General features: G+C 71.3%; 18 protein-coding genes, 2 tRNA genes and 1 pseudogene. 11 read left to right on the top strand and 10 right to left on the bottom strand.

What is annotated here, in order from left to right; genetic code table 11:
• Window positions 1-325 precede the first annotated feature (325 nt).
• The 5 genes from AB0E96_RS09875 to AB0E96_RS09855 form a co-directional block, all read right to left on the bottom strand.
• Window positions 326-1,003, bottom strand: coding sequence for a response regulator transcription factor (locus AB0E96_RS09875; RefSeq protein WP_359820767.1), 678 nt, complete (start codon window positions 1,001-1,003; stop codon window positions 326-328).
• A complete protein-coding gene (locus AB0E96_RS09870) occupies window positions 1,000-2,256 on the bottom strand; it encodes a sensor histidine kinase (RefSeq protein ID WP_359820764.1) in 1,257 nt (418 codons plus the stop codon). The genes AB0E96_RS09875 and AB0E96_RS09870 overlap by 4 nt, the downstream gene beginning before the upstream one ends.
• 193 nt (window positions 2,257-2,449) lie before the next feature.
• Window positions 2,450-5,002 carry an ATP-dependent Clp protease ATP-binding subunit gene (locus AB0E96_RS09865; protein ID WP_359820762.1) on the bottom strand — a complete coding sequence of 851 codons (2,553 nt, stop codon included), beginning with the start codon at window positions 5,000-5,002 and terminating at the stop codon, window positions 2,450-2,452.
• A 162-nt stretch (window positions 5,003-5,164) separates the two neighbouring features.
• On the bottom strand, window positions 5,165-5,869 hold the full coding sequence (locus AB0E96_RS09860; protein WP_359820760.1) for a VIT family protein: 705 nt from the start codon (window positions 5,867-5,869) through the stop codon (window positions 5,165-5,167).
• 268 nt (window positions 5,870-6,137) lie between these two features.
• Window positions 6,138-6,752 (bottom strand): HAD-IA family hydrolase, encoded by a 615-nt coding sequence (locus tag AB0E96_RS09855; RefSeq protein ID WP_359820757.1) that lies wholly within the window; start codon window positions 6,750-6,752, stop codon window positions 6,138-6,140.
• A 503-nt stretch (window positions 6,753-7,255) separates the two neighbouring features.
• On the opposite strand from AB0E96_RS09855, the gene AB0E96_RS09850 reads away from it, so the two are divergent.
• The 6 genes from AB0E96_RS09850 (at window position 7,256) to AB0E96_RS09825 (ending at window position 12,965) form a co-directional block, all read left to right on the top strand.
• On the top strand, window positions 7,256-8,722 hold the full coding sequence (locus tag AB0E96_RS09850) for an aminotransferase class V-fold PLP-dependent enzyme (protein ID WP_359820755.1): 1,467 nt from the start codon (window positions 7,256-7,258) through the stop codon (window positions 8,720-8,722).
• Between the two features lie 142 nt (window positions 8,723-8,864).
• Window positions 8,865-10,424, top strand: a complete 1,560-nt coding sequence (locus AB0E96_RS09845) for a hypothetical protein (protein ID WP_359820753.1) — start codon at window positions 8,865-8,867, stop codon at window positions 10,422-10,424.
• A 62-nt stretch (window positions 10,425-10,486) separates the two neighbouring features.
• Window positions 10,487-11,038 carry a hypothetical protein gene (locus tag AB0E96_RS09840; protein WP_359820751.1) on the top strand — a complete coding sequence of 184 codons (552 nt, stop codon included), beginning with the start codon at window positions 10,487-10,489 and terminating at the stop codon, window positions 11,036-11,038.
• Between the two features lie 28 nt (window positions 11,039-11,066).
• Window positions 11,067-11,864 carry a hypothetical protein gene (locus AB0E96_RS09835; RefSeq protein WP_359820748.1) on the top strand — a complete coding sequence of 266 codons (798 nt, stop codon included), beginning with the start codon at window positions 11,067-11,069 and terminating at the stop codon, window positions 11,862-11,864.
• 41 nt (window positions 11,865-11,905) lie between these two features.
• Complete coding sequence (locus AB0E96_RS09830) at window positions 11,906-12,343, top strand: hypothetical protein (protein ID WP_359820746.1); 438 nt, start codon at window positions 11,906-11,908, stop codon at window positions 12,341-12,343.
• A gap of 67 nt (window positions 12,344-12,410) precedes the next feature.
• Complete coding sequence (locus tag AB0E96_RS09825; protein WP_359820744.1) at window positions 12,411-12,965, top strand: hypothetical protein; 555 nt, start codon at window positions 12,411-12,413, stop codon at window positions 12,963-12,965.
• 178 nt (window positions 12,966-13,143) lie between these two features.
• Here AB0E96_RS09825 and AB0E96_RS09820 read toward each other — a convergent pair.
• A tRNA-Leu gene (locus AB0E96_RS09820) sits at window positions 13,144-13,255 on the bottom strand.
• Window positions 13,256-13,385: 130 nt separating this feature from the next.
• Between AB0E96_RS09820 and AB0E96_RS09815 the strand changes: the two are divergent.
• Both AB0E96_RS09815 and AB0E96_RS09810 read left to right on the top strand, forming a co-directional pair.
• Window positions 13,386-14,527, top strand: a pseudogene (locus AB0E96_RS09815) (site-specific integrase).
• 220 nt (window positions 14,528-14,747) lie between these two features.
• Window positions 14,748-16,175 carry a hypothetical protein gene (locus tag AB0E96_RS09810; protein WP_359820742.1) on the top strand — a complete coding sequence of 476 codons (1,428 nt, stop codon included), beginning with the start codon at window positions 14,748-14,750 and terminating at the stop codon, window positions 16,173-16,175.
• A gap of 191 nt (window positions 16,176-16,366) precedes the next feature.
• Here AB0E96_RS09810 and AB0E96_RS09805 read toward each other — a convergent pair.
• Window positions 16,367-16,441: transfer RNA gene (locus tag AB0E96_RS09805), tRNA-Val, on the bottom strand.
• A 182-nt stretch (window positions 16,442-16,623) separates the two neighbouring features.
• Between AB0E96_RS09805 and AB0E96_RS09800 the strand changes: the two genes are divergently transcribed.
• Together AB0E96_RS09800 and AB0E96_RS09795 are read left to right on the top strand one after the other, a co-directional pair.
• Window positions 16,624-17,994 (top strand): hypothetical protein, encoded by a 1,371-nt coding sequence (locus tag AB0E96_RS09800; RefSeq protein WP_359820739.1) that lies wholly within the window; start codon window positions 16,624-16,626, stop codon window positions 17,992-17,994.
• 92 nt (window positions 17,995-18,086) lie between these two features.
• Complete coding sequence (locus AB0E96_RS09795) at window positions 18,087-18,308, top strand: zinc ribbon domain-containing protein (protein ID WP_359820736.1); 222 nt, start codon at window positions 18,087-18,089, stop codon at window positions 18,306-18,308.
• Between the two features lie 54 nt (window positions 18,309-18,362).
• On the opposite strand, the gene AB0E96_RS09790 is transcribed toward AB0E96_RS09795, so the two are convergent.
• From AB0E96_RS09790 to AB0E96_RS09780, 3 genes are all read right to left on the bottom strand, one after another.
• On the bottom strand, window positions 18,363-19,196 hold the full coding sequence (locus AB0E96_RS09790; protein ID WP_359820733.1) for an HAD family hydrolase: 834 nt from the start codon (window positions 19,194-19,196) through the stop codon (window positions 18,363-18,365).
• Entirely contained in the window at window positions 19,196-21,814 is a 2,619-nt protein-coding gene (locus AB0E96_RS09785) for a phosphoribosyltransferase (protein ID WP_359820731.1), read from the bottom strand. Before AB0E96_RS09785 ends, AB0E96_RS09790 begins: the two co-directional genes overlap by 1 nt.
• A 195-nt stretch (window positions 21,815-22,009) precedes the next feature.
• Window positions 22,010-23,236, bottom strand: coding sequence for an HpcH/HpaI aldolase/citrate lyase family protein (locus AB0E96_RS09780; RefSeq protein WP_359820729.1), 1,227 nt, complete (start codon window positions 23,234-23,236; stop codon window positions 22,010-22,012).
• 357 nt (window positions 23,237-23,593) lie between these two features.
• Here AB0E96_RS09780 and AB0E96_RS09775 point away from each other — a divergent pair.
• Window positions 23,594-24,348, top strand: a 755-nt coding sequence (locus tag AB0E96_RS09775) for a TerD family protein (RefSeq protein WP_359820727.1), incomplete at its 3' end; no start/stop codon positions are given.

Below are 24,348 nucleotides of genomic sequence, written 5' to 3'. Positions count from 1 at the left end.
AACTCCTCGGTGGTGGAACTCCAGGACCTCGGGTGTTTCCCGAGATGTCCAGAGCGTCCCACCGAGGATCCTCATCACGCGTCCTACCAGCAGCGGCAGTTGGGATACTCCGCCGAGAGTACGGGCCGCCCGGGACACGCCGGGCCGGGAGCAGCCGGCTCAGCGCCCGCACAGCGGCCGCCCAGCGCGAGCCGAGCGATCACCCGACGCCCACCCGACGCCCATGCGGCGCCCATCCGGCGCCCATCCGGCGCCCACCCGGCGCCCACCCGGCGCTCGCCGAGCGCCAGCCGAGCGCCAGCCCAGCGCTCGCCCCACCGGCCGCTCAGCCCAGCCAGCCCGGCCGCACCAGCCCCGACTCATAGGCCAGCACCACCAGTTGCGCCCGGTCCCGCGCACCGACCTTCACCATCGCCCGGCTGACGTGCGTCTTGGCCGTCAGCGGGCTGACCACCAGCCGCCGGGCGATCTCCTCGTTGGACAGCCCCATGCCGACCAGCGCCAGCACCTCGCGCTCCCGCTCGGTCAGCACCGAGACGTCCGGGAGCCCCTGCGGCGCGGCCTCGGGCGCCTTCGACCGGGCGGCGAACTCGCCGATCAGCCGTCTGGTGACGCCCGGCGAGAGCAGCGCGTCCCCCGCGACGGCGACCCTGATCGCCCGCAGCAGGTCGGCCGGTTCGGTGTCCTTGACCAGGAAGCCCGCCGCCCCGGAGCGCAGGGCCTCGAAGACGTACTCGTCCAGTTCGAAGGTGGTCAGCACGACCACCCGCACGGAGGACAGCGCAGGGTCCTCGGCGATCCTCCTGGTCGCCTCCAGGCCGTCCATCCGCGGCATCCGGATGTCCATCAGCACGACGTCCGGCACCAGCTCGCGGGCGAGCCGCAGCGCGGCCTCGCCGTCGTCCGCCTCGCCGACCACCGTGAGGTCGTCCTGGAGGTCCAGCAGGGCCCGGAAGCCCGCCCTCACCAGCAGTTGGTCATCCGCGAGCAGTACCCGGATCAATCGTTCTCCGCCTTCGGTGTCGGCAGCTCCGCCCGGACCCGGAAGCCGCCGTCGGGCAGCGGCCCCGCAGTGATGGTGCCACCGAACGCCGACGCGCGTTCCCGCATCCCGGCCAGGCCACTGCCCGATCCGCCCGCGTCACCGAGCACCGCGGGCCCCGGGTCCTCCACCCGGACCACCAGCACGGCTTCGTCCCTCCAGTCCAGCACCACGACCGCCTGCCGGGCCGCCGAGTGCCGGACCACGTTGGTGAGCGCCTCCTGGACGATCCGGAAGGCGGTGAGGTCGACGGCGGGGGACAGCGCGCGCCGCTCGCCGCGCTCCTGCACCTCCGTCTCCAGGCCCACCCGGTCCGCCTGCTCGGTGAGTTCGTCCAGCCGGTCCAGCCCCGGTGCCGGCCCGCGCGGCGCCGCCCCGGGCCCGCGCAGCGTCGCGAGCACCTGGCGGACCTCACCGAGCGCCTCCTTGCTCGTCGACTTGATGGTGACCAGCGCGCCGCGGGCCTCCTCCGGCCGCCGGTCGAGCAGGGCGAGCGCGACCCCGGCCTGGATGTTGATCAGCGACAGGCTGTGCGCCAGGATGTCGTGCAACTCCCGGGCCGTCCTGAGCCGTTCCTCGTTGGCCCGGCGCTCCTCCAGCTGCTGCCGGTAGGCCCGGTGGGCGGCGATCCGCTCACGCCGGAACCGGACCAGCTCGCCGCCCGCCATCACCAGCAGCAGCCAGGCCAGCAGCCCGAGCTCCGCCGGCCAGACGCTGCCGGAGGGCGGGGCCGCGCGCTGCCAGCTCTCCGGCAGTGCGAAGGTGCCGAGCAGGTGCACCAGGTAGACCCCGGCGGCGCCGGCCCAGGCCGCCCTGCGGTGCCCGGAGCCGATCGCCGTGCAGCAGGCGATCAGCCAGCTCACGAAGGCCGGCCCGAACGGGTACCCGGCGGCCAGGTACCCGGCGGTGACCACCGACGTGCCGGCCACCACCGCGACCGGCCGGCGGTCGCGCAGCACCAGCAGGGCCGGCCCGAGCAACAGCAGCAGGTAGCCGAAGGCGTCCAGCGGGGCCCGCCCGTGCTGGTTGTGCCCGGCGAACGTCGAGCCGACCACCTGGACCACGGCGACCGCCGCCGCCAGACCCAGCGGGTAGCCCGCCCTGGCCGCGCGCGCCCACGGCGGGCGCCACGGCGCGGGCGGCTCGTCCGACGCCCGGCCCGACGCCCGGCCGGGCGGGGACGGCTCGTTCGGCGGGGACGTGGGCGACATCATGCCCACAAGCTAGACCCGCGCCCCGCTCCAGCGCGTCCTCCACCAGTGGCGTTCGGGCGTACTCCCGCTGGAGTACGCCCGAACGCGGGAGAGAGCCCCGGGAGCACACCCGGCCCCGGTCAAGCCCCGGATCGGACCCGGCCAGGTCAGCCCCGGCCAGCCCCGGCCCGGCCCGGCCCGGCCCCCGGAAGCGTCAGCCCTCCGCGGCCTCCGTCGAGGCCCCGGCCTTCGCCTCCGCCTCCGCCTCCTCGAACGTCGCCGACGCCTCCGGCCGGGCCAGCGTGACCACCAGCTCCCCGTCGCTCACGTCCGCGATCAGCGTGTCCCCCTCCCGCACCGAGCCGTCCAGCAGCAGGTTCGAGATCCGGTTGTCCAGCTCCGACTGGATCGTCCGGCGCAGCGGCCGGGCCCCGAACTCCGGCTGGTAGCCCCGGTTGACCAGGTACTCCTTCGCCGCCTCGGTGACGTCCAGCCGGACGTTCTGGGCCCGCAGCCGGCGCCGGCTGCGCTCCAGCAGCAGGTCCACCACTGACAGCAGGTCCTTCCGGGTGAGCGCGTGGAAGACGATCACCTCGTCGATCCGGTTGAGGAACTCCGGCCGGAACTGCTGCCGCAGGTCGCGCATCAGGTCGTCCCTGATCTCGTCCACGTTGCCCGCGTGGTCGAGGATCCGCTGCGAGCCGATGTTGCTGGTCATGATCACCACGGTGTTGCGGAAGTCGACCGTACGCCCCTGGGAGTCGGTCAGCCGTCCGTCGTCCAGCACCTGGAGCAGCAGGTTGAAGACGTCCGGGTGGGCCTTCTCCACCTCGTCGAAGAGCAGCACGCTGTACGGCTTGCGGCGCACCGCCTCGGTCAGCTGCCCGGCCTCCTCGTAGCCGACGTACCCGGGCGGGGAGCCGACCAGCCGGGACACGGTGTGCTTCTCCTGGAACTCGCTCATGTCGAAGCGGATCATCCGGTCCGGGTCGCCGAACAGCAGCGCCGCCAGGGCCTTCGCCAGCTCGGTCTTGCCGACGCCGGTCGGCCCGAGGAAGAGGAAGGAGCCGGTCGGCCGGTCCGGGTCGCCCATCCCGGCCCGGCCGCGGCGCACCGCCTGGGCGACGGCGGTGACCGCCTCGTCCTGGCCGATCACCTTCTCGTGCAGGTGGTCCTCCAGCTTGAGCAGCCGCTCCTTCTCGGTCGCGTTCAGCTCCGCGACGGGGATGCCGGTCCGGGAGGAGAGCACCTGCGCGATGTCGTCGGCCGTCACGTCGACGACCTCCTCGCGGGACTCCGCGACCGCCGCCAACTCGTCCTCGGTCCGCCGCAGTTCGGTCTTCAGGTTGGCGGCCCGGACGAACTCCTCGTCCGCGACGGCCTCGTCCAGCTCCCGCTTCAGCTTGGTGATCCGGTCCCGCACCCCGGTCGCCTCGGTGGACCCGCTCAGGCTGCGCAGCCGGACCCTCGCACCGGCCTGGTCCAGCAGGTCGATCGCCTTGTCCGGCAGGAAGCGGTCGCTGACGTACCGGTCGGAGAGCGTCGCCGCGGCGTCCAGCGCCTCGTCGGTGAACCGCACCTGGTGGTGCGCCTCGTACGCGTCGCGCAGCCCCTGGAGGATCTCGATCGTCTCCTCGACGCTCGGTTCGGGCACCAGCACCGGCTGGAAGCGGCGCTCCAGCGCGGCGTCCTTCTCCACGTGCTTGCGGTACTCGTCCAGGGTGGTCGCGCCGACCACGCTCAACTCTCCTCGCGCGAGCGCCGGTTTGAGGATGTTGCCGGCGTCCATCGAGCCCTCGCCGCCGCTGCCCGCGCCGACCACGGTGTGCAGCTCGTCCAGGAACAGGATGACGCTCTTCTCGGCCGCGGTGACCTCGTCGATCACGTTCTTCAGCCGTTCCTCGAACTCGCCCCGGTACTTGGACCCGGCCACCAGGGCGGTCAGGTCGAGGGTGACCACCCGCTTCTCCCTCAGGCTCTGCGGCACGTCCCCGGAGACGATCCGCTGGGCCAGGCCCTCGACGATCGCGGTCTTGCCGACGCCCGGCTCGCCGATCAGCACCGGGTTGTTCTTGGTCCGCCGGGAGAGGATCTCGACGGTCTGCTCGATCTCCTCGGCCCGCCCCACCACCGGGTCCAGCCGGCCGGAGCGCGCCTCCTCGGTGAGGTCGCGCCCGTACTCGTCCAGCGTCGGCGTCTCGCTCGGGTGGGCGCCCGTGCTGCTGCGCTCGCCGCCGGTGCCGCGCCCCTCCAGCACCGACTTCAGCGCCTCCTGGGAGGGCGCCGCGTTGCGCAGCGCCACGCCGGCGCCCGAGCGCTCCTGGTCGAGCAGCGCGCCCAGGATGTGCTCCGGACCGATGTACGAGGCGCCGGCCTCCTGCGAGCGGGCGTGCGCGGCGAGCAGCGCGCGCTTGGCCGAGGGGGTGAGCGCCGGCCGGCCGTCCACCGCGTCGGGGTTGCCGGACGGCAGGGCGTGTTCCAGGTCCCCGGAGAGCCGGTCCGGGTCGATGCCGGCCCGCTCCAGCATCCGGCGCGAGGGCTCCACCCGGGTGGCCGCCCAGGCCAGGTGCGCGGTGTCGAGGTCGCTGGAGCCGTCCTCGGCCGCCCGTCGCGCGGCCAGCGCGAGCAGCTCCTGCGAGGACTCGCTGAGCAGCCGCCCGATCGGTACCCGCTGCACGGCGGGCGGGGAGGCCAGCGGGCTCATCCCGAAGAACCGGCTGAGCAGGTCGGAGAACGGATCGTTCGATCCGAACGGGGGCATGGTCACGGCGTTTCACCTCTCCCAAGCGGTTTGCAGCCACACAAACACAGGCCGCAGCGGCTCGCCTGTCGAGCCGGCCGGGACCGTCACCGGGGGTGTCCACGGGACACCGCGCCACCGCCCCGCCACCGACCGTCCCCCGGCCGCCCGCCCGCCCGGACCCCGCGTTCACCCGGTGACCCGGTCCAGCAGCACACCCCCGCTGTACGTCACCGCCATCGCCAGCAACCCGCCCACGACGTTGCGCAGCACCGCCCGGGCCGGGCCGGCCCCGCCCAACCGGGCGCTCCCCCAGCCCGACAGGGTGAGCGCGGCCACCACCGCCACCACCGTCACCAGCAGCCGCCAGGACTCCGGCGGCAGCAGCACCGCCAACAGGGGCACCAGCGCGCCCAGCGTGAACGCCGCCGCACTGGCCAGCGCGGCCTCCCAGGGATTGGTCAACACGTCGGGGTCGATGCCGAGTTCGGTCTGCGCGTGGGCGGCCAGCGCGTCCCGTTCGGTCAGCGCCGTCGCGACCTCCCGGGCCAGGCCGTCCTCCAGCCCGCTGCCCCGGTAGTAGTCGGTCAGTTCGTCGAGCTCCCCCTCCGGGTCCTCCGCGAGCTCCCGCCGCTCCTGCGCCAACGCGGCCCGCTCGGTGTCCCGTTGGGTGCTGACCGAGACGTACTCGCCGGCCGCCATCGACATCGCCCCCGCCAGCAGCCCAGCCACCCCGGCCGCGAGCAGCGCCGTCCGGGAGCCCGCCGCACCCGCCACACCGGTCACCAGGCCCGCCGTCGACACCACGCCGTCGTTGGCCCCCAGCACGGCCGCGCGCAGCCAGTTCAGGCGCGAGGACAGCTCCGCCCGTGACTCCCCCACCTGCTCGGCCATCCGCCCACCGTCCTCAGGGATCCGCCCGGTCCGCCCGGTCCATCCGATCGTCGCCCGCCGCCCGCGGCCCCGCCACCCACGGCCGCGCGTTCACCGGCCGTCCCGCCACCCACGGCCGCACGCACACCGCCTGCCCCGGAACCCACGACCGCACACACACCAGCCACACCGAAGCCCCGGAACCCACGACCGCACACACACCAGCCACACCGAAGCCCCGGAACCCACGACCGCACGCACACCAGCCACACCGAAACCCCGGAACCCGCTACCCCAGCACCCCCGCCAGCGCCCGCCGCAGGTCTTCCGGCCCCCGGTAGTGCACCCCGGTCATGCCCAGCGCCACCGCCGCGTCCACGTTCTCCCGGCGGTCGTCCACGAACAGGCACCGTTCCGGCGCCACCCCGGCCCGCTCGACGGCGATCTCGTAGATCCGCCGGTCCGGCTTGGCGCTGCCCACCCGTGAGCTGTTCACCACGGCGTCCGCCAGATCCGTCAGCCCCAGCGAGGCCAGGTCCTCGTCCAGCCAGGCCGTCGCGTTGGTCACCAGCACCACCCGGCAGTGCTCCCGCACCCGCCGCAGCAGCCGCACCACCGTCTCGTCCGCCCGGAACGGCGAGTCCGCGAACGCCTCCGCCAGCCCGCGCGCCCGGGCCTCCGTCATCCGGCCGGCCAGGCCCCGCGCGATCGAGTCCACCCACTGCGTCTTCCCGATCCGCCCGAGCAGCAGCGGCAGGTCGTTCTCCGGCGCGTACCCGACCGCCGCCGTGCTCCCCTCCGCCACTCCCGCCGCCCGCTCCAACGCCGCCACCCGGCCGTCGTCGAAGAACCGGATCACACCGTCCACGTCACACAGCACCGCATCGATCGCCACATCGGCCATCCCACCTCCTCGCCGACGGGATCGCCAGGCCCCGGGAACGGATGTGACACGGGCAACCGGCAGAACTTCTGCCGGTTACCGGCCAGAGCGGCCAAAACAGACCCTCCGGACGAACCGACGGGCGAAAACGGCACATTCCCGGCTCACGTTCGAATATTCCGAGCGACGTTCGACTCGACTGTTCGAAATGTGATGGAACACCGCATCGAGCCGACCAGCGACAACAGCGACGGTGACGCACCGGAGTCGCATCGCGACCGCGCGCAATCGAACGCGGATAGAAAATGAAGATTCACCCGTTGGAGTGACCCAACTGGACACCGGGCGTGCCGAAAAGGGAAAGTCTCGATGTCCTCGACAAGGGCCATTGGGGGGCTCCTATGGTGGAATCTCGCTCGAATCAGAAGACGATCGAGCAAAAAGGCGGAGTCGGATCGCTGCTCGGCACTCAGAAGCCGGGTCGCCCCGCAACTCCCGGGGTCGGGAAAACGCACGCCGACGGAATGCTCGCCGGCACGTTCGACCCCGAGCTGTTCCGGGTCAATTCCGAGACGGTACTGAGCCGGCTGGAAAGCCACCTGGCCGATTCCTCGATCAGAGGGCTCGACCTGATCGACCCCGAAACGCTGACCCAGGCCGCCAGGGCCCTGATGACCCCCGAGCGCGGAAAGATCGCGCCCTTCGACGAGAAGCGGCTGGACGAGATCACCGACCTGTACATCAGGACGGGAATCCAGGTCCACTCGCCCGGGTACATGGGCCGGCAGTTCTCGGGCGTGGTGCCGCTGGGCGGGATCGTCGACTTCGTCGGTTCGGTGGTCAACCAGCCGTCCTCGTTCTACGAGGCGGGCCAGCTGCCCAGCGTGGCCGAGCGCCTCATGGCCGAGGAGTTGAACCGGTTCATCGGGTGGGAGCCGGACTCCTACGCCATGGTGACGACCTCGGGCGGGTCGCTGGCCAACCTGACAGCGCTGCTGGCGGCCAGGAACAAGGCGTTCCCCGACTTCTGGTCGGACGGCAGCCCGGCGGCCGACGGCCTGCCCCGCCCGGCCATCGCGGTCGGGGCGGACGTGCACTACAGCGTCTCGCGGGCGGCCGGGATCCTGGGGATCGGCGAGTCGCAGATCGTGCGCCTGCCGATCAACCGGGAGCAGCAGATCTGCCTGGAGCAGGTGCGGCCCGCCTTGGAGGAGGCCGAGCGGCGGGGGCTGAAGGTCTTCGCCATGGTCGCCTCGGCCGGCACCACCTCGGTCGGCGCCTTCGACCCGCTCGACGAACTCGCCGACATCGCCCGGGAAGCCGGCATCTGGCTGCACGTCGACGGCGCGCACGGCGCCAGCCTGCTGGTCTCCGACCGGCTCCGGCACAAGCTGCGGGGAATCGACAAGGTCGACTCCCTGGCCTGGGACGCGCACAAGATGATGTTCGTCCCGGCGCCCTGCACGCTGCTGTTCTACCGGAACAAGGAGGACAGCCTCGGTGCCTTCCAGCAGCGCGCCAGCTACGTCTTCGACGAGGAGCCCGACCGCTACACGGAGCTCGACAGCGGCGCCAGGAACTTCGAGTGCACCAAGCGGCCCATGATCATGCCGCTGTGGACCCTCTGGTCCGTCTACGGCCGGGCCCTGTTCGCCGAGAAGATCGAATACCTCTGCGGGCTGACCGAGGAAATCCACCGGATCCTGCTGGACGAACCGGATTTCGAGACGGTGCACCGGCCGGAGGCGAACATCCTCTGCTTCCGCTACCGCCCCGCCGCACTTCCGGACGAACGCGTGCACCGCCTCCAGGTGGCGATCAGGAACCGGATCAAGATCCGGGGGAATTTCTTCATCTCCAAGGTGAACATCGACGGGGTCGCCGCTCTGCGCGTGGTGATGATGAACCACGAGATCACCGCCGAACACTTCCGGATGCTGCTGGGCGAGATCAGGCGGGTCGGCACCGACCTCCTGGCCGACACCGAGTGAATGACGCCGAGTGAACAGCCGAGTGAACGACACCGAGTGAATGACACCGGTTGTCGCAGCCGGGAAAACGCGGCCGAGAAATCGCGGCCGAACGAACCGCGACACATGAACGAGTGAACAACAGAAGGACGGGGAATTGACGATGAGTGCAGTGAGTACCGCGCCCGCCCGGCCGGCGGCACCCGGCGGCGCCGACGAACTGGCGAGCTGGCTGATCCCCGAATGGGAGCTGAAGCCGGAGTCGGTCGACGCGGTGGAGAAGCTCCCCTCGTTCGCGAGCAAGCTCCAGGAGTGCGAGCGGGTCTGCCAGACGCCCTACAGCGAGGTCTCGCACGAGATCCAGGACGCCCTGGTGCTGCGCCGCCTCCAGCAGATGGTCAACACGGTGCGGCTCAACCCGCTGTGGCGCAGCCGGCTGTCGGGCGCCGGCGTCGACGACGCCCCGCGGTCGTACGAGGACTGGCAGCGGATCCCGCTGTCCGACAAGGAGACCCAGCGCGAGTTCTTCATGGACTCGCGCCCGGGCATGGTGGTGCCGCTGACCCGCGGCGGCTTCGAGATCGTGGCCAGCGGCGGCACCAGCGGCGGGAAGCCGCTGGAGTCGGTGTACTCGCTGCGGGAGCTGCGGGACACCTACGAGGTGGCCGGCCGGTTCATGGGCGACTACCAGCTCGGGAAGTACCTGCCGGGCAGCGACCCGAAGTGGCTGTACACCACGCTGGCCGACTACCAGATGTGGAGCAGCGGCACCATGGTGGGCGGGGTGCTGTCCCAGGTGCCAGGGATCAACTACATCGGCGCGGGGCCGGTCACCGCCCCGGTGCTGGAGCACATGTTCTCCTACCCGGGCCCGAAGGCGCTGATGGGGATCACCGCGGGCATCGCGATCCTCAGCGAGCTCGGCGCCGGCATGAGCCAGGAGGCCAAGGAGAGCTTCCGGGTGGCGCTGTACGGGAGCGGGGTGCTGCCGCAGCGCAAGCGGGCCGAACTCAAGGCGATGTACCCGAACCTGACGATCCTCAGCTACTTCGCCGCCACCCAGGCCGAGACCATCGGGCTGCAGCTGACGGAGGAGTCCCCCTGCCTGGCGGCCGTTCCCGGGCTGCACCTGGTGGAGATCGTCGACGAGCGGGGCCGCTGGGTCGCCGAGGGCGAGGAGGGCGAACTGGTCGTCACCCGGCTGCACGGGCACGAGGCGCCGCTGCTGCGCCTGAAGCTCGGCGACCGGATGATCCGCCGCCCGAAGCTGGACGGGCCCGGGCTGAAGACCGGCCAGTTCGAGTTCGCCGGCCGCACCGGGGACATCCTGCACCTGAACGACAGCCAGTACTCGGCCCCGCGCGCGTACGAGGCGGTGCGCGAGGACCTGCTGAAGGCCACGGCGATCGACCTGGACGTGGTCGCCCACGAGATCCAGTTCGTGAACCACCGCGAGGGCAAGACGATCACCCTGCTGGCCTCGGTCGACGACGTCGCCGGCCTGACGTACCGGACGGACGCCGCGCTCGGCCCGTACGGGGTCCAGCACGTCTTCGTCAACGCGCTGCCCCGCTCGCTCTCGCTGTTCAACCAGGGCGAGGCAAACCCCGCCTCGATCGAGAAGACCGGTTACCGGTTCCTGGTCAAGTTCGTGCCCAGGGCGTCCGCGGAGATCGAGCGGACGTCCGTCGGCAAGGTGCCGCTGGTGCGCGACCGGGGCTGACAGGACCGGCGGGACGGTACAACTGCCGCTCCGGAACGTTGATTTGAGGGAATGGAGTGAGTATGAAGCCGCAAGTGAACATCGCCGTCGTGGTGGACGTGATCGGCGCGCTCTCGGACAAGACGCTGCTCAACGGCAACCTCTGTCTGATCGACGACGGGTCGTTCGACAGCAAGAACCAGGGCACGCCCGACCTGGTCACCGTGGTGGTGCCGGGCCAGGTGGTCCAGTGGTCCGCCCTGGCGGTGGACCTCCAGACGCCCGTCGAGATCCGGAGCATCAGCTTCGTGCCGGCGGACGAGGGCGCGGCCGCTGCCGCCGCGGCCGGGGCGGCCGCGTACGGCGTCGACCCGGCCATCCCGGCCGCTCCGGCCGCCCCGGCCGAGGGCACTGCCGCGGGCGCCACCGACGGCACCGCCGAGGGCGCCGACGCCGCTGCGGCGCCGGCCGGCCACCACCTGGCGAACGGACAGCTGGACCTCAACGTCTGGTCCGGCGTGGTCCCGCCGTACCTGGTGCCCGGGGTGCCGTACCGCTACCGGCTGGAGCTCCAGATGTACGAGGGCGAGCACAGCGTGCTGCACATCGACTCGCCCGCACTGATGTGCCTGTAGGCGGAACACCGACAAGGAGGGTGGGCGCATGGCCCAACAACTGGCGATCATCGTGCTCGTGGACGTCGGCAACGCGCTGGAGTCCCGGAGCCTGACCGGCAACACCTATCTGTTCGACAACATGAAGCTCCAGGGCTCCCTGAACCAGGGCACCGGCGAGTTGGTCACCGCGATCAACGGCGCCTACTGGAGCGACGGCTCGCAGGCCGGCGAGCAGGTGCTCAACTGGCTTCCGTACAGCCTCGGTTCGATCCCCCCCACGGTGCCCCGCGGCTACCACACCATCCGGGCGCGGGAGGCCGAGCGGGAGGCGCTCACCGAGCTCGCGAACCTGACCGAGAAGCCCGGGGTGGCGAACGGCGACACCGATGCCGCGCTCGCCCGGATCCGGAAGACCGTCGGCACCCGGGTCAACGGCACCTCGCGCAGCCGGGCCCTCTCGGGGCAGCGCGTCCTGGACGTCACCGGCAAGGTGGTCGCCGACCACGGCCAGGACACCCACAGCTACCCGGCACCGGTGATCACCGACATCTTCGGCGAGGCCGTGGACGAGAAGATCATCTACCCGGCCGAGTACGGCTCCCCCGACCTGGTCACCGACGGCTGGTACTGGTCGGCGACGGTCGACGTCTCCCGGCCCGGGACCTACAGCTACAAGATGCGGATCCAGCTCCACGAGCTGATCCAGCGGTCGGGCGAGTGGACCTGGGAGCCGGTCAACCTGACCGTCGAGTCGAAGCTCCGGATCACCGCGGAACCCAAGCGGAACGGCTTCACCGGGGCCGGCATGGGCTACCTGCCGATCGCCCCGGCGACCTTCGGCTGAGCCCCCGACCAGTAAGTCCCGGAAAGGACGAGGAGGAGTAGATGACCACCAAGCCACGGCTGAAGACCACGCCGAAGCGCCCGATCTCGATCACCGCGGTGGTGGACTGCGTGGGCATGCTGGCGTCCCAGAGCACCACCGGCCACCTGTATCTGTACGACACCAACAAGGCCGGCGGGTCCGCCGACTTCGGCACCGAGCAGCTGCGGACCAAGGTCAAGGCCGGCGACCAGCTGCTCTGGAACGTGCTGGCGCTCGAGTGCGAGGCCTTCGTGGCCATCGACGGGATCGACATCGACCACGAGGTCTGCGAGCCGGTCCGGCAGGTGTACCCGGGCACCGACGTCGCCTACTGGACCGGCACCGTGAAGAAGGACGCCACGGCGCCCGTGCCGTACCGGATCAGGTTCCGGCTGGGCACGCAGGTCGAGCCGATCACCACCACTGTGTCGCCCGTCCTGGTCGGCCAGGCCACCTGACAGCTCTGAGCGGCGGACGGCTCCGAGCGGCTGGACCGCTCGGAGCGGCGCGCTCGAAGGAGGAACCTTGACAACCAGTGCACGCAGCACCTCGGCGGACAAGCAGAACCCCGGGCAGCTGAACTCGGTCCAGCTCAACGTCGTCACGTTCGTCAACATGGAGCGGGCCACGGCCAACCGCTCGCTGGGCGACGCGATGTACATGATGGACAACAGCGTCGGCGGGTCCGGCCAGGGCACCCGGCAGCTGGAGACCGTCTGCAAGCAGGGCCAGGTGATCAACTGGATCATCCGCCCGATCGACATGGAGCGCCGGCTGGACGGCACCTGGCCGCCCATGCCGAAGATCAACAACATCGTGGTCCTCGACACCGAACTCGGTGACGAGGAGGACGTGGCCGAGCGGAAACTCTTCACCGAGCTCAAGATCTACGGCATGCCCGACCGCATGCGCTCCCCGCTGACCCCCGTCTACTACTACTGGGCCGGCACCGTCCTCAGCACCGCCAAGCCCGGCCTCTACCGCTACCGGCTCGTCGTCGAGCTGGAGCAGGAGGGCACCAAGGAGAAGCTCTACCTCAACACCGTCGACCACCCCGCCCTCCGGGTGATCGAGGTCTGAGCCCCGCCGAAACGGCAACAGCCCGGTGCCCCCGACCATCCCGGCCGGAGGCACCGGGCTCCCCCACCCCCGGCCCGGCACGCCAAGGACTGTGCCCAGCCCGCGGGAACGACTGCGGTCCAGGTCGGGATCATGCTCCCGACCTGGACCGCAGTGTGCGTTTCAGCTGTTCACGGGGTGGGCGCGGACGGTTTCGAACCGCCGACATCTGCTTTGTAAGTTCGATCTACCAGTATCCCGACGAGGACACGGTCATCTCGATAGTCACGCGTCAGTCCATCCACGCGCCCCTGCGATCGTGCACGTGCGCCGCCGTTGATGTCACAACCAGCCAAGGGCACTGGGGTTGATTTCCTTAAATGCCGAGACGAAAGTCCTCGGTCTTCTGCCGAATCAGCTCTGCGGGAAGGAAGCCGCCTGATGGCCAAGCGCAACCCGAATCGCGCCGGCACCGTGACCAAGCGCAAGGACGGCCGATACCAGGCCGCCGTCTACGTCCCGCAGCCCGACGGCACGACGGCACGACGGCCCGCAAGTTCGTCTACGGGAAGACCTGGGACCAGTGCGATACCAAGCGCAAGGAGCTGGTGGAACGCGCCAAGCAGGGCGTCGCCACCCCAACCCGGTCGGCGAAGCTCTCCGAGTGGCTGCCGTACTGGCTGGAGCACTTCATCAAGCCCCAGCGGAAGAAGACCACCCACGCCAAGTACGAGACGCACGTGCGCCTCTACCTGGTCTCCCTGCTCGGCGCCAAGGGTCTGGAGACGCTGAGCCCGCGCGACGTGCGGACCTTCCTGGCGAAGGTCACCAAGCAGTCCAGCGCCGCCACCGCGAAGGAGTCTCACCAGGTGCTCCGCTCGGCGCTGAGCGCCGCGTGCCGGGACGAGCTGATCGTGCGGAACGTCGCGACGCTGGTTCCGCCGGCCCGGGTGACGAGCCGTGAGGTCAAGCCGTGGACGCTTGACCAGACGCTGACCTTCCTCTCGGCCAGCCGCCCCGATCCGCTCTACGCCGCGTTCGTGCTGGCCATCACTCTCGGCATTCGGCGCGGCGAGATCGTCGGGCTCCGTTGGTCTGAGGTCGACCTCGACCACCGGGTCCTGGTCGTCCGCGAGCAGGTGCCGCGCATCCGCGGTGAGCTGTACGCGGACACGACGAAGAACGGGAAGCGCCGACCGGTGCTGCTCCCCCGGATCTGCGTGGTGGCGCTGCGCTGGCACCGGATGCGGCAGGACGATGCCCGGCGTGCGGCCGGAGAGAAATGGGAGGAGAGCGACTACATCTTCATCACCCGGACCAGTCGGCCGATCGAGCCGACCAACCTCTACCGCTCGTTCGTCCGGGTGTCGAAGGCCGCTGAGGTCCTGGCGGTCCGGCTGCACGACACCCGGCACGGGTGCGCGGCGCTGCTCGTCGCCTGCGGGGTGCCGCCCCGGGTGGTGATGGAGATCCTCGGCCACAGCCAGATCGGGCTCAAGATGAACGTCTACACCCACGTGGCGCAGGACACTCAACGCGAGGCGCTCGACAATATGGACCGACTGCTCAAGCGCCGCTGGTAGCACGACGACGGCATGCGTATGTCCCGGGTCGATGCCGACCGGCGACATACGCATGGCACGGGTACCAGCATTTTGAACACGCATTCGATTAAGGGGATTTGTCGGTCCCCCCGACTACAGTCCGATCTCAGATGCTCTTTCGGTAAGCACACCCTAGTGACCGCTTGCGGATGCTGTGGGAGCATCGGTTGGTTAGCCAGATGGGCCATTGGGAGGACACATGCGGTTCAGTGAGACGTTCGGCGTTGTTCGTTCCGAGGAGGACGATTGGTTTGACCCCCTGCTGCTAGCAGATACCAACCTTTGCGTCGACCCCTTCTTGATTTATGACGATCAGGAAGAGTTCTGGGCACATTCCCATGACGACATGATCGACTTTTTTGCCATGGTACTGGCACTAGTAAAAGGGTCCAAGGGGAATGAGAAATCACCCTCATGGAGCAAGGCCAAATCCCTTCTTCTTTTCCCAGAGCCAGATGAGTTCTGCTTGGGAGTAACCGAAGGAAGCCCGAAAGGGTCCGGTGCGGGGAAAGGGCTCCAAGGGCCTATGCTCGCGAGCGCCAAAGTTGCAGTGGGCCACGACATTGAGTCCGTCGAGCACATCGAAGAACTAGTTCTATTCCAGGAAGGAATGGGCCTGGATCGAATTAGCGACATGGTTTGCAATGTACTTAAATCATACTTCATCAAGTATACGCAAGCCATCGCAGTTCGCCACTCAGTGCCGATGGAGAAGATTCGCGTCAAACACTCCTCGTGGGACAACGCCAGCGCCAGGTGGAGGGATGAACTGGTCGACCTCCCCAGAAACCCATACACAGGCTCAGGGGTACTCCTCGCCCCTGCCCGTTTCCTGCGAGAGCTCCTCACTGTTGGACCGGACGAATTCTGGGATTGGGCATGGCGGGAAGAGCCGGAAACCCTGCGCGGCAACTTCAACTATGACCTCGCCTGGAAAGTCCCGGCCGCATTGAAAGCCCAAATGGCGCGCCAGAACCCAGAACTCGTCAAGGACTTCATGCGGGTGTGCGAGTCTCGCGAGAAGTCTCCATACGATATCGTGAACGACCCGCTCTTGAGGACCACCACTTATGAGCTGGGAATGTCGCTGGCTCATGAAAACCCGCTCGCTTTTACTCCGACCAAAGCCGAAGAGTTCCAGCGATTCATCGAATCCCTCGTGGAAGCCTACGGACATGGAATTGAGCAATCAGACGGATGGCGACTTCTCTGGGACAAGGATAGGTTTCGCCCCGAAAGCGCTTGTCAATCCCTTTTTCGCTTCGCAGCCTCACACTACTGCCGAGCTCACAAAATCGACATTACATCAGAGGCCAACGCCGGCAGAGGTCCCGTTGACTTCAAATTTGTTCAGAGCTGGTCATCTCGAGCCCTGATTGAAATGAAGCTCGCGAGCAATACGGGCTTCTGGCATGGACTGACAAAGCAGACGGTACAGTACTTGAAGTCCGAAGAAATCAAGCATGGGATCTTCGTCTGCATTGGATACGAAAATAAGCACTTCGATCCAAAATTCCTTGGGGAAGTCAGGCTGCTCGCAGCAAGAACCTCCGAGGAATACGGAGTAGAAATCAAGCCGATGTTCATCGACGCAAGGCCGAAGCAATCAGCTTCCAAGCTTCGCTAACGCTGGCTAGATGGACCTGTCCGGCATGTCTGCGAGGCCAACCCGGGCGGGAGTAGGCGTCCGCTGCTACCCATCGCGAGCCGACTCTCCGTGAGGGCTGTCTGCCACGAGGTCCTGGCTCATGCCCCGCCACTGATGTCAGGTTGAAATGTCAGATGCCCCGGACCGATTTCGGTCCGGGGCATCTGTGCTGGTGGGCGCGGACGGTTTCGAACCGCCGACATCTGCTTTGTAAGAGCAGCGCTCTACCACTGAGCTACGCGCCCCCTGCCGTGGCCCGGCGGGCGCACGACGAAAGGCTAGGGTACCTGGTCCCGGGGGGTGGTGGGGGCCGGGTGGCCGGTGGGGTGCGGGGCCGTGCGGTGGATGAGGCGGGAGGGGGTGACGGGCCGGCGGGGGGATCGGGGAGAATGGGGCCGGATCAGCGGGTCGGAGCAGGGAGCGCGCAGTGACGGTGGCCGGCGGGAGCGGGCGGGGGCGGCGTCGGGCGGGGAGTGCGCTGGCCGACGCCCTGGTGTTGCCGGTGGTACTGGCGGGCGCGCTGGGGGCGGTCGGGCTGGCCTCGGCGGGGACCGGTGGCTGGTGGGGGCGGCGCGGCGGCGGCGAGGGCGGACGGGCGCAGGCCCGGGAGGCCCGGGCGGCGGCACAGGAGGCGTTCTACGAGCTGGAGGAGACCCAGCGCGAGGTGCAGCTCGCGGTGGAGACGGTCCGCGCCGCCGAGGAGGGTCCGACGGCCCAGCGCGCGCTGGCCGACCTGGCGGCGATCTCCGGCCGGGTCGAGCAGGTCACGGTGAACTACCTCGCCGCGCTCGACGCCCACAACCTGGACAGCGAGACCCTGGACGCCGGGACGGCCGCGCAGGCCACCCGTCTGCTGGCGGACGTGAAGGGCCAGCTCGGCTCGGCCCGGGCGGAGCTGGGCGACTTCCTGCGGCGGCTGCAGCCGACCGTCGAGCACGCCGAGCGGCAGCTGATGCGGGTCACCCCGGCGGTCGAGCAGGCCAAGCGGGCGCTGCTGGCGGCCACCACCGCGCTGGACGAGGCGCGCGGCGCCGGCCTCCGGGCGGACGACCTGGCGGCCCGGCTGGCCGAACTGGCGCCCGAGCTGGGCCGGTTGAACGAGGGCCCGGCCCGGCACGGGGTCGCCGACACCCTGCGGCGCGCGGACGACGTGAAGCAGCGCGCCGAGGCGATCGCCGCCGACGCCGGGCAGCTGCCGGAGCGGGCGCGGGAGATCGACCGGCGGGTGGCGAGCCTGCGGACCCGCATCCAGGCCCTGGAGACCAAGGCGGCGACGGTCGATCCCGCCCTGAGCGAGCTGCGCCGCCGGTTCAGCACCGCCTGCTGGCAGGATCTCCAGCGGGTGCCGGACCAGGTCGCCGAGACCGGTCGTTCCGCCGAGCGCAAGCTCGCCGAGGCCGCCCGGGCCCGGGACGAGCAGCGCTGGGCGGACGCCACCGCCGCGATCGGGACGGTCCGCGCGCTGCTGGAGACCGCCGACGGCTCGGTGGCCGCGGTGAACGACCGGCTGCGGCAGCTGAACGAGGTGCAGCACGACCCCAACCGGGAGATCGAGCGCGCCCGCTTCGCGATCCGGGACGCCCAGCGGCTGGCGATGGCCGGGCGCAGCGCGCCGGATCCGCGGCACGCCGCCCCGCTGGACGAGGCGGTGGCCCGGTTGGACCGTGCGGTGGCGGCGCTGGAGGCGGCCGGCCGGCACCCCGACTACTGGCACTTCCTGACCGAGCTCGCGGCGGTGCGGGACACCGCGGCGCGGGTGATCGGGCTGATCCGCGGCGACCTCGGCGGCCACCGGTAGCACGGGGGGTGGGGCGGGTGGCACCGGCAGCGGGACGGAGTGGTGCCCCGGCCGGACTGCCGACGGACACCCCTGCTGGGTACCCTGCCGGTATGCCACGCTACGACTTCCGCTGCCGCTCCTGCGGCGCCACCTTCGAGCTCCGCCGCCCGATGGCCCTGGCGAACGATCCCGCGGTCTGCCCGGAGGGCCACGAGGACACCGTGAAGCTGCTGTCCGCCGTCGCCGTCACGGGCGGTGCGGCCGCCGGCCGGCAGGCCCCCGCGTCCGGGGGCGGCGGGGGTGGCTGCTGCGGCGGCGGCTGCTGCGGCTGACCCGGAGCACACGCACCCGCCGACTCCCGGCCCCCGGCTCCCGGCTCCCGGCCGTCAGGCCGTGACCGGCACGGCCGAGGCCCCGGCCAGGAGGCGCCGAACGATCTCCTCCCCCGCCGTCACCCCCACCTCCGCCAGGGCGGTGACGCCGGGGGCCGTCCACCCGCGGTCCGCGAGCTCGCCGTGCCCCGGGCGCCAGCCCGCGTCCGCCGCGAGCAGCAGGTCCGCGTCGAGCAGCGAGTCGCCGGCCGCCAGTACGGTGTCCGCGCCGCTGCGCCGGACGACCTCGGCCAGCGCGGCGCTCTTGGTCAGCGGCGCGGGCACCGCGTACACCTTGCGTCCCTGCAGGGAGACCGTCCAGCCGCGCTCGGCGCACCAGCCGCTCAGCTCTGCCAGCCAGCCGTCCGGCAGGTCGGCGCGCTCGACCACCAGGTAGGCGAACAGCTCGTCGGCGACCTTCCGCTTGTGCGTCCACTCCGGGTCGGCGCACAGGGCGAGGCGCCGGACGACCTCCTCCAGCGGGGCCGAGCCGGCGGCGATCCGCCCGGTGATCTCGGCCCGCCAGTCGGCGTCCGGCACGCCGTCCACCAGCAGTTGCCCGCCGTTGGCGCAGATCGCGTACGCGGGGGCCCAGTCCGGCGTCGGGCCGGGCAGGCTGACCCGCCCGTACTGCTCGGGCGTCCGGGTGGTGGCCGGGACGAAGCAGGCGTGCCGGGCGAGTTCGGCGAGCAGTCCGGCGGCCCGTTCGGTCATGAAGGACAGCGGCCGCCCCTGGTACACCTCGACGCAGAGCAGCCTCGGCGCGAGCCGGTCGGGCCCGGCCAGGGCCATGGCCCGCTCGGAGTAGATCAGCGTCCGATCGAGGTCGCTGGCCACCAGAACACCCATCAGGAATCCCTCCCCGGTACCGAAACCGAAACCGCATCCGTAGCCGCATCCGAGACCACACCCACACCCGCACCCGACACCGATCCCGAGCCCAGGCCGACGTCCGACGCCACCGCGCGCCCGTCGCCCCCGGTCGCCCCGCGGCTGTAGCGGGGGTGGATCAGCCCGACGCAGGTGTACGGCAGGCCGTTCACCTCCTCGACCTGGACGCCGCGCTGGGCGGCGAGCAGCCGGACGTGGTCGAGGTCCGCGCCGGCGCCGCGCCGGGCGAGGATCCGCCAGGGGACGCGGCGCAGCAGCACCCTGGTGGTCTCGCCGACGCCGGGCTTGACCAGGTTGACGTTGTCGATGCCGTACTCAGCGCTGATCCGCTCGACGGCGGCCCAGCCGGCCCAGTCGGGCGCCCGGTGCGGGTCGGCGGCGAGCCGGTCGGCGCCCTCGGCCGCCGCGGCACGGACCTCGTCGAAGCGGGCGGCCACCGCTTCCAGGAAGGCCGCCGAGACATCGCTCCCGGCCAGTTCGACGTAGTGCTTGGCGCCGTGGAAGTCGTCCGGCCCGATCAGTCCGGCGCGCAGGACGGTGCGCGAAACCAGCCCGGAGACCGTGGAGTTGAGGCAGGCGGACGGGATCAGGAAGTCGTCCCGGGTGCCGTACGTCCGCACGCAGCGGCCCGGGTCGGCGAGCACCGCGAGGTCCGGGTCGAAGCCGGTGCCGGTCAGCGCGTCGGCCAGTTCGCGGGTGATCGCGCCCTTGCCGGTCCAGCCGTCCACGAACACCACGTCCTGCGCCCGGTGGTGGGCGGCCAGGTACCGCAGCGCGACCGGGTCGATGCCGCGTCCGCGCACGATCGAGAGCGCGTAGTGCGGCACGGACAGGCCGTGCGCGTGGGCCAGCCAGCGGCGGATCAGGATGCCGACGGGCGTGCCGGCCCGGGCCAGCGAGGCGAGCACCAGTCCGGGGCCGCGCTCGCGCAGCAGCGTCTCGGCGACGGTGCCGACGGCGAGCGCGATCCGGCCCGCGGAGCCGCGCAGCGCCTGGTGGAAGAGCTCCTGGTACTCGGGGCTGGGCTGGTACTCGACCGGCAGCGACTCGGCGTAGTGCGCGCCGCCGTTCTGGACGGCCTCCTCGCGCTCCTCGGTGGGGGCTTCGAGGGCGACCCCGGAGAGGTCCTTGAGCAGCCAGGCCACTTCCTCGGCCGGGTAGGAGGAGAAGGCCGGCCCGTACAGCGGCGCGGGGAGCGCCGGAGGCGCCTCGGCCCGCCGCGCGGCGGGCACGGGCACCGGCCGGTGCGAGGGCAGCACGGCGAGCGCCACCCGGTCGGTGACCCGCCGCAGCTGGCCGAGCAGCGCGCGTTCGCCCTCGTGCAGCGCCGGGGTGTCGGCCACGTCGTCCACCACGAGCACCACGGCGTCGAAGCGCCGTGCCGGGTCGCTGCCGGGGGCCACGTTGTACGCGTAGCGCTCGGGCGAGCCGCCGTCCTGGGGGTCGTCGTGGGCGGGGAAGACCAGCCGGGTGCGGATGGCGTAGCCGGGATCGTCCACCGCCAGGACGGGCGAGCGGGTGGTGGTGGAGAACCGGACGCGGTCGCCGCCGAGCCGCTCGTCGAGGGCGCCGGCCAGCCGCAGCGGCGCGTACATCAGTTCCTCGAAGCCGAGCACCAGCACCCGCCGGGCACCGGCGGGCAGGGCTTCGGCGAGCTGCCCGGCCAGGTGCGGCAGGGCGGCGTCCAGCCGGGCGCGGTCGTGGGCGGTGAAGCCGTGCCGGCCGCCGTCCGGGAGCCCGGCGGGCCAGTCCAGTGCGACCCGGACGAGCGGCGCGACGGCGGCCCCCGGCGCCGCCGCACCCGACACATCCACCGGCACGCCCCCCGGCACGTCCCCCGGGACACCAGCCGGAACGCCGCCCGACGCCTCCGCCGCGATCAGCCGCTCGGCCCGCGCCACGACGTCCTCGGGAAGCTCGACGCCCCCGCTCGCGGTGGCCACCAGGTCCAGCCGGACGCCGAGTTCGGCGGCGGCCTCGTCGAGCCGCCGCCGGTCGGCCGCCGAGCGCAGGTCCACCAGGGCGACCACCACGTAGTGCCCGCGCGGGTGGCGGGCGTGCAGGTCGCGGATGGTGTTGAGCACCGTCCTGCCGGTGGAGAACTCGTCGTCCACCAGCACCAGCGGCCCGTCCCCGGCGAGGAGCGCGGGGTCGGCCGGGAGCAGCAGGTGCGAGGTGGCGTGCGAGTGCTCCTCCTCGAAGCCGCCGAGCGGGGTCATTCCGGGCACCGGGCGGCGGGTGGAGTGCAGGTAGGGGGCGTCCAGGCCGTCGGCGACGCTGTGGCCGAGGCCGGTGGCGGTCTCCGCGTAGCCGAGCACGACGGCCCGCCCGGCCGCCCGCGCGCCGAGCAGTTCGCGCACCCGGCGGCCGAGTTCGAGCCCGGCGCCGTGGACCACCGAGGGCTGCTGCGGGACGTGCTTGCCGAGCACGTTGGAGACCAGCAGGTGGGCGCGCCGGGGGTTCCCCGAGCGGAGCGCCAGGCCGACGAGTTCGGGGAGGCGCTCGGAGCCGGTCAGTGCGATCCCGGCCCGGTCGGCGACCCAACGGCCGGTCCACGTCTGCGGTGTTGCTGTCACTGCTGGTCCTGCTTTCGATGGTGCGATGGTGCGTTGGTCGTATCCGCGCTCACGGATCCGTCGGGCCCGTACTCACGGATCCGTCGGGCCCGTACTCGCGGATCCGTCGGACCCGTACTCACGGATCCGTCATATCCGCGCTGCGGAAACCGAAGGAAACCGGCGGGAACGGCTCGGTCTCGGCCACGGGAACAGTCAGCCGCACAGGCAGGCCGACAGCAGTTCCGCGAAGCTCACGTCCTCCCGGGCCACCCCGAACACCTCCGCCCGCAGCAGCACCCGCTCCGCCCAGGCCCGGTGCGGCCGGGCCTCGTTCATCTTGTTGGTGTACGCCGAGCGCAGCACCCCGCCGCCGTCCTGCTCCTGCCGGAGGATGTCGCGGGCGTCGCAGTACTCCTCGTGCGTGACCACGGACAGGGCGTGCACGGCGGGGACGTGGCTGGGGTGGATGCAGGTCTTGCCGAGCAGGCCGTTGGCCCGGTCGAGTTCGACCTCCCGGATCAGCCCGTCCAGGTCGTGTTCGATGATCCGCCGGCGGACCTCCTCGCCGGAGGCCGGAAGCCTCCCGGCCGCCGCCCCGGCTCCGGCCCCGACGGGGACGGAGGTGCCGGCGAACGGGGTCCGGCGCAGCTGCGGCTTGAACATCCGCTCCTGCACCGGGAAGTACTCCCAGACCGGTCCGGTGACGGTGTGCCCGGTGCCGTCCGCCCGGCCGAGCACGTTGACCACGTCCCCGATCACCGCCGCGACCAGCGCCACGTCGTACGCGGTGAGGTCGGGCGAGCGCCGCAGGCCGTACGCGGAGCAGAGGTCGGTGACGCCGAGCCGGACGGCGAGCACCCGCTCGCGGTGGCCGGCCAGCAGCTCGGCGATGCCGAACAGCTGCTCCCGCCTGGTCTCCAGGTGGGCGAGTTCGGGCGACTCCAGGACGGGCATGGCGAACAGCCGCCGCCCGGTCGCGGCCTCGGCGGCGGCCAGCGCCGCGAGGTACTCGCCGCCGTTCGCGGGGGTGAACTTCGGCAGGACGAAACCGCTGAGCAGTTCCACGGCGGGTCCGAGGCGCTCGGCCAGGTCGAGGATCTGGGCGGCCGCGCGGACCCTGATGAAGAGCAGGGGGTGGCCCTGTGTGCAGTCGGTGAAATCCTTGACCAGGTCATTCAACTGCTCGACCAGGTTCCGCTCCCCCGCGTCCACCTCGTGGTCGGCGATCGCGTCCTCCAGGCAGAGCACCATCGACACCACGCCCCGACCAGCGAGTTTGCGGATGTCGGCGGCCAGGGCGGGCCTGGTGGCCGGGCTGTAGAGGGTGCCGCCGAGGGCGGTGGCGAGCACTGCCGGCGCGCTCCGCGCGCTGAACGGGCGCGGCTGTTCCAGGAAGAGCCGGCCGCGTACGTCCTCGGCGAGGTGGCCGAAATGGCGCAAGGTGCTCTCCTCCAGGAAGTGGGCGGGCCCGCGGCCCGCTGCCGGCGACACCCTGGTCAACCGGCCGACCGGGCGCCATGGTTCCCGGGCGCGCCTCCGCCGGACGCCCCTGCGTCGAACCCCCGGGGACCTTTCGACCGCCCATCGTACGGACGGGATCCGGCCGGTCCCGGTTCCCCGGCACTGAACTCCCGGAACATCCCGGTCCACTTGGACGATCACCGGCGCGACCGCGGCGAACTTCGGAAACGACGGCGGCAAACCTCGGAAGGCGCAAGTCTTGGCAAAGTCCGACGCGGCACGGACCGGTCCGGTCACGTTGTCCGAAGGGGTGGCGAACAGGCAGGATGGTCGGCTATGACGCACGTGATGGCCAAGGGCGCCAACATCGCACTGCCGGCGGCGGCGGTCCGCGCCGTGCTGCGCTGGAGCGCCACGCCCGGTGCGCCGGACGTGGACGCGTCCGCGCTGCTGCTCGGCGCGACCGGCAAGGTCCGCTCGGACGCCGACTTCGTCTTCTACAACCAGCCCCGCCACCCCTCCGGTCTGGTGCGGCACCTGCCCAAGCAGCAGACCTCCGGCGGCGCCGAGATCATCGACACGGTCGAGGTCGAGCTGGGCAAGCTGCCCGCCGAGGTGGACCGCGTGGTGCTGGCCGGCTCCTCCGAGGGCGGGCCGTTCCGCTCGGTGCCGGGGCTGCGCCTGCTGCTCTTCGACGCCACGGCCGGCGAGAACGGGCCGGCGCTCGCCGAGTTCGAGATCGACGACGCCGAGAACGTCACCGCCCTGGTCGCGGGCGAGCTGTACCGCCGCTCCGGGGCCTGGAAGTTCCGGGCGATCGGCCAGGGCTACACCTCCGGGCTGATCGGCCTCGCCACCGACTTCGGCATCACCGTGGACGACGAGGCGGAGGCGGACTCGGCGTCGGCCCAGCCTCCCGGGTCGACCGTCGGCACGCTCGACCCGCGCAGCACCCCGCTGCCGGACCCGCGCTCGGCCGCCCCGGAGCCGGGCACCTTCACCCTGGCTCCGGCCGTCCCGCAGTCGCCGCCGGCCCAGCCGCCCGCGGCACCGTCACCGGCCGTCGCACCGTCCGCCGCCCCGGCCCCGGC

Origin of the sequence: Kitasatospora sp. NPDC036755, assembly GCF_040636595.1 — a bacterium.
Classification (GTDB): Bacteria; Actinomycetota; Actinomycetes; order Streptomycetales; family Streptomycetaceae; genus Kitasatospora.
The sequence above is the reverse complement of the archived record's forward strand: the minus strand, read 5'-3'. Positions and strand labels throughout refer to the sequence as shown.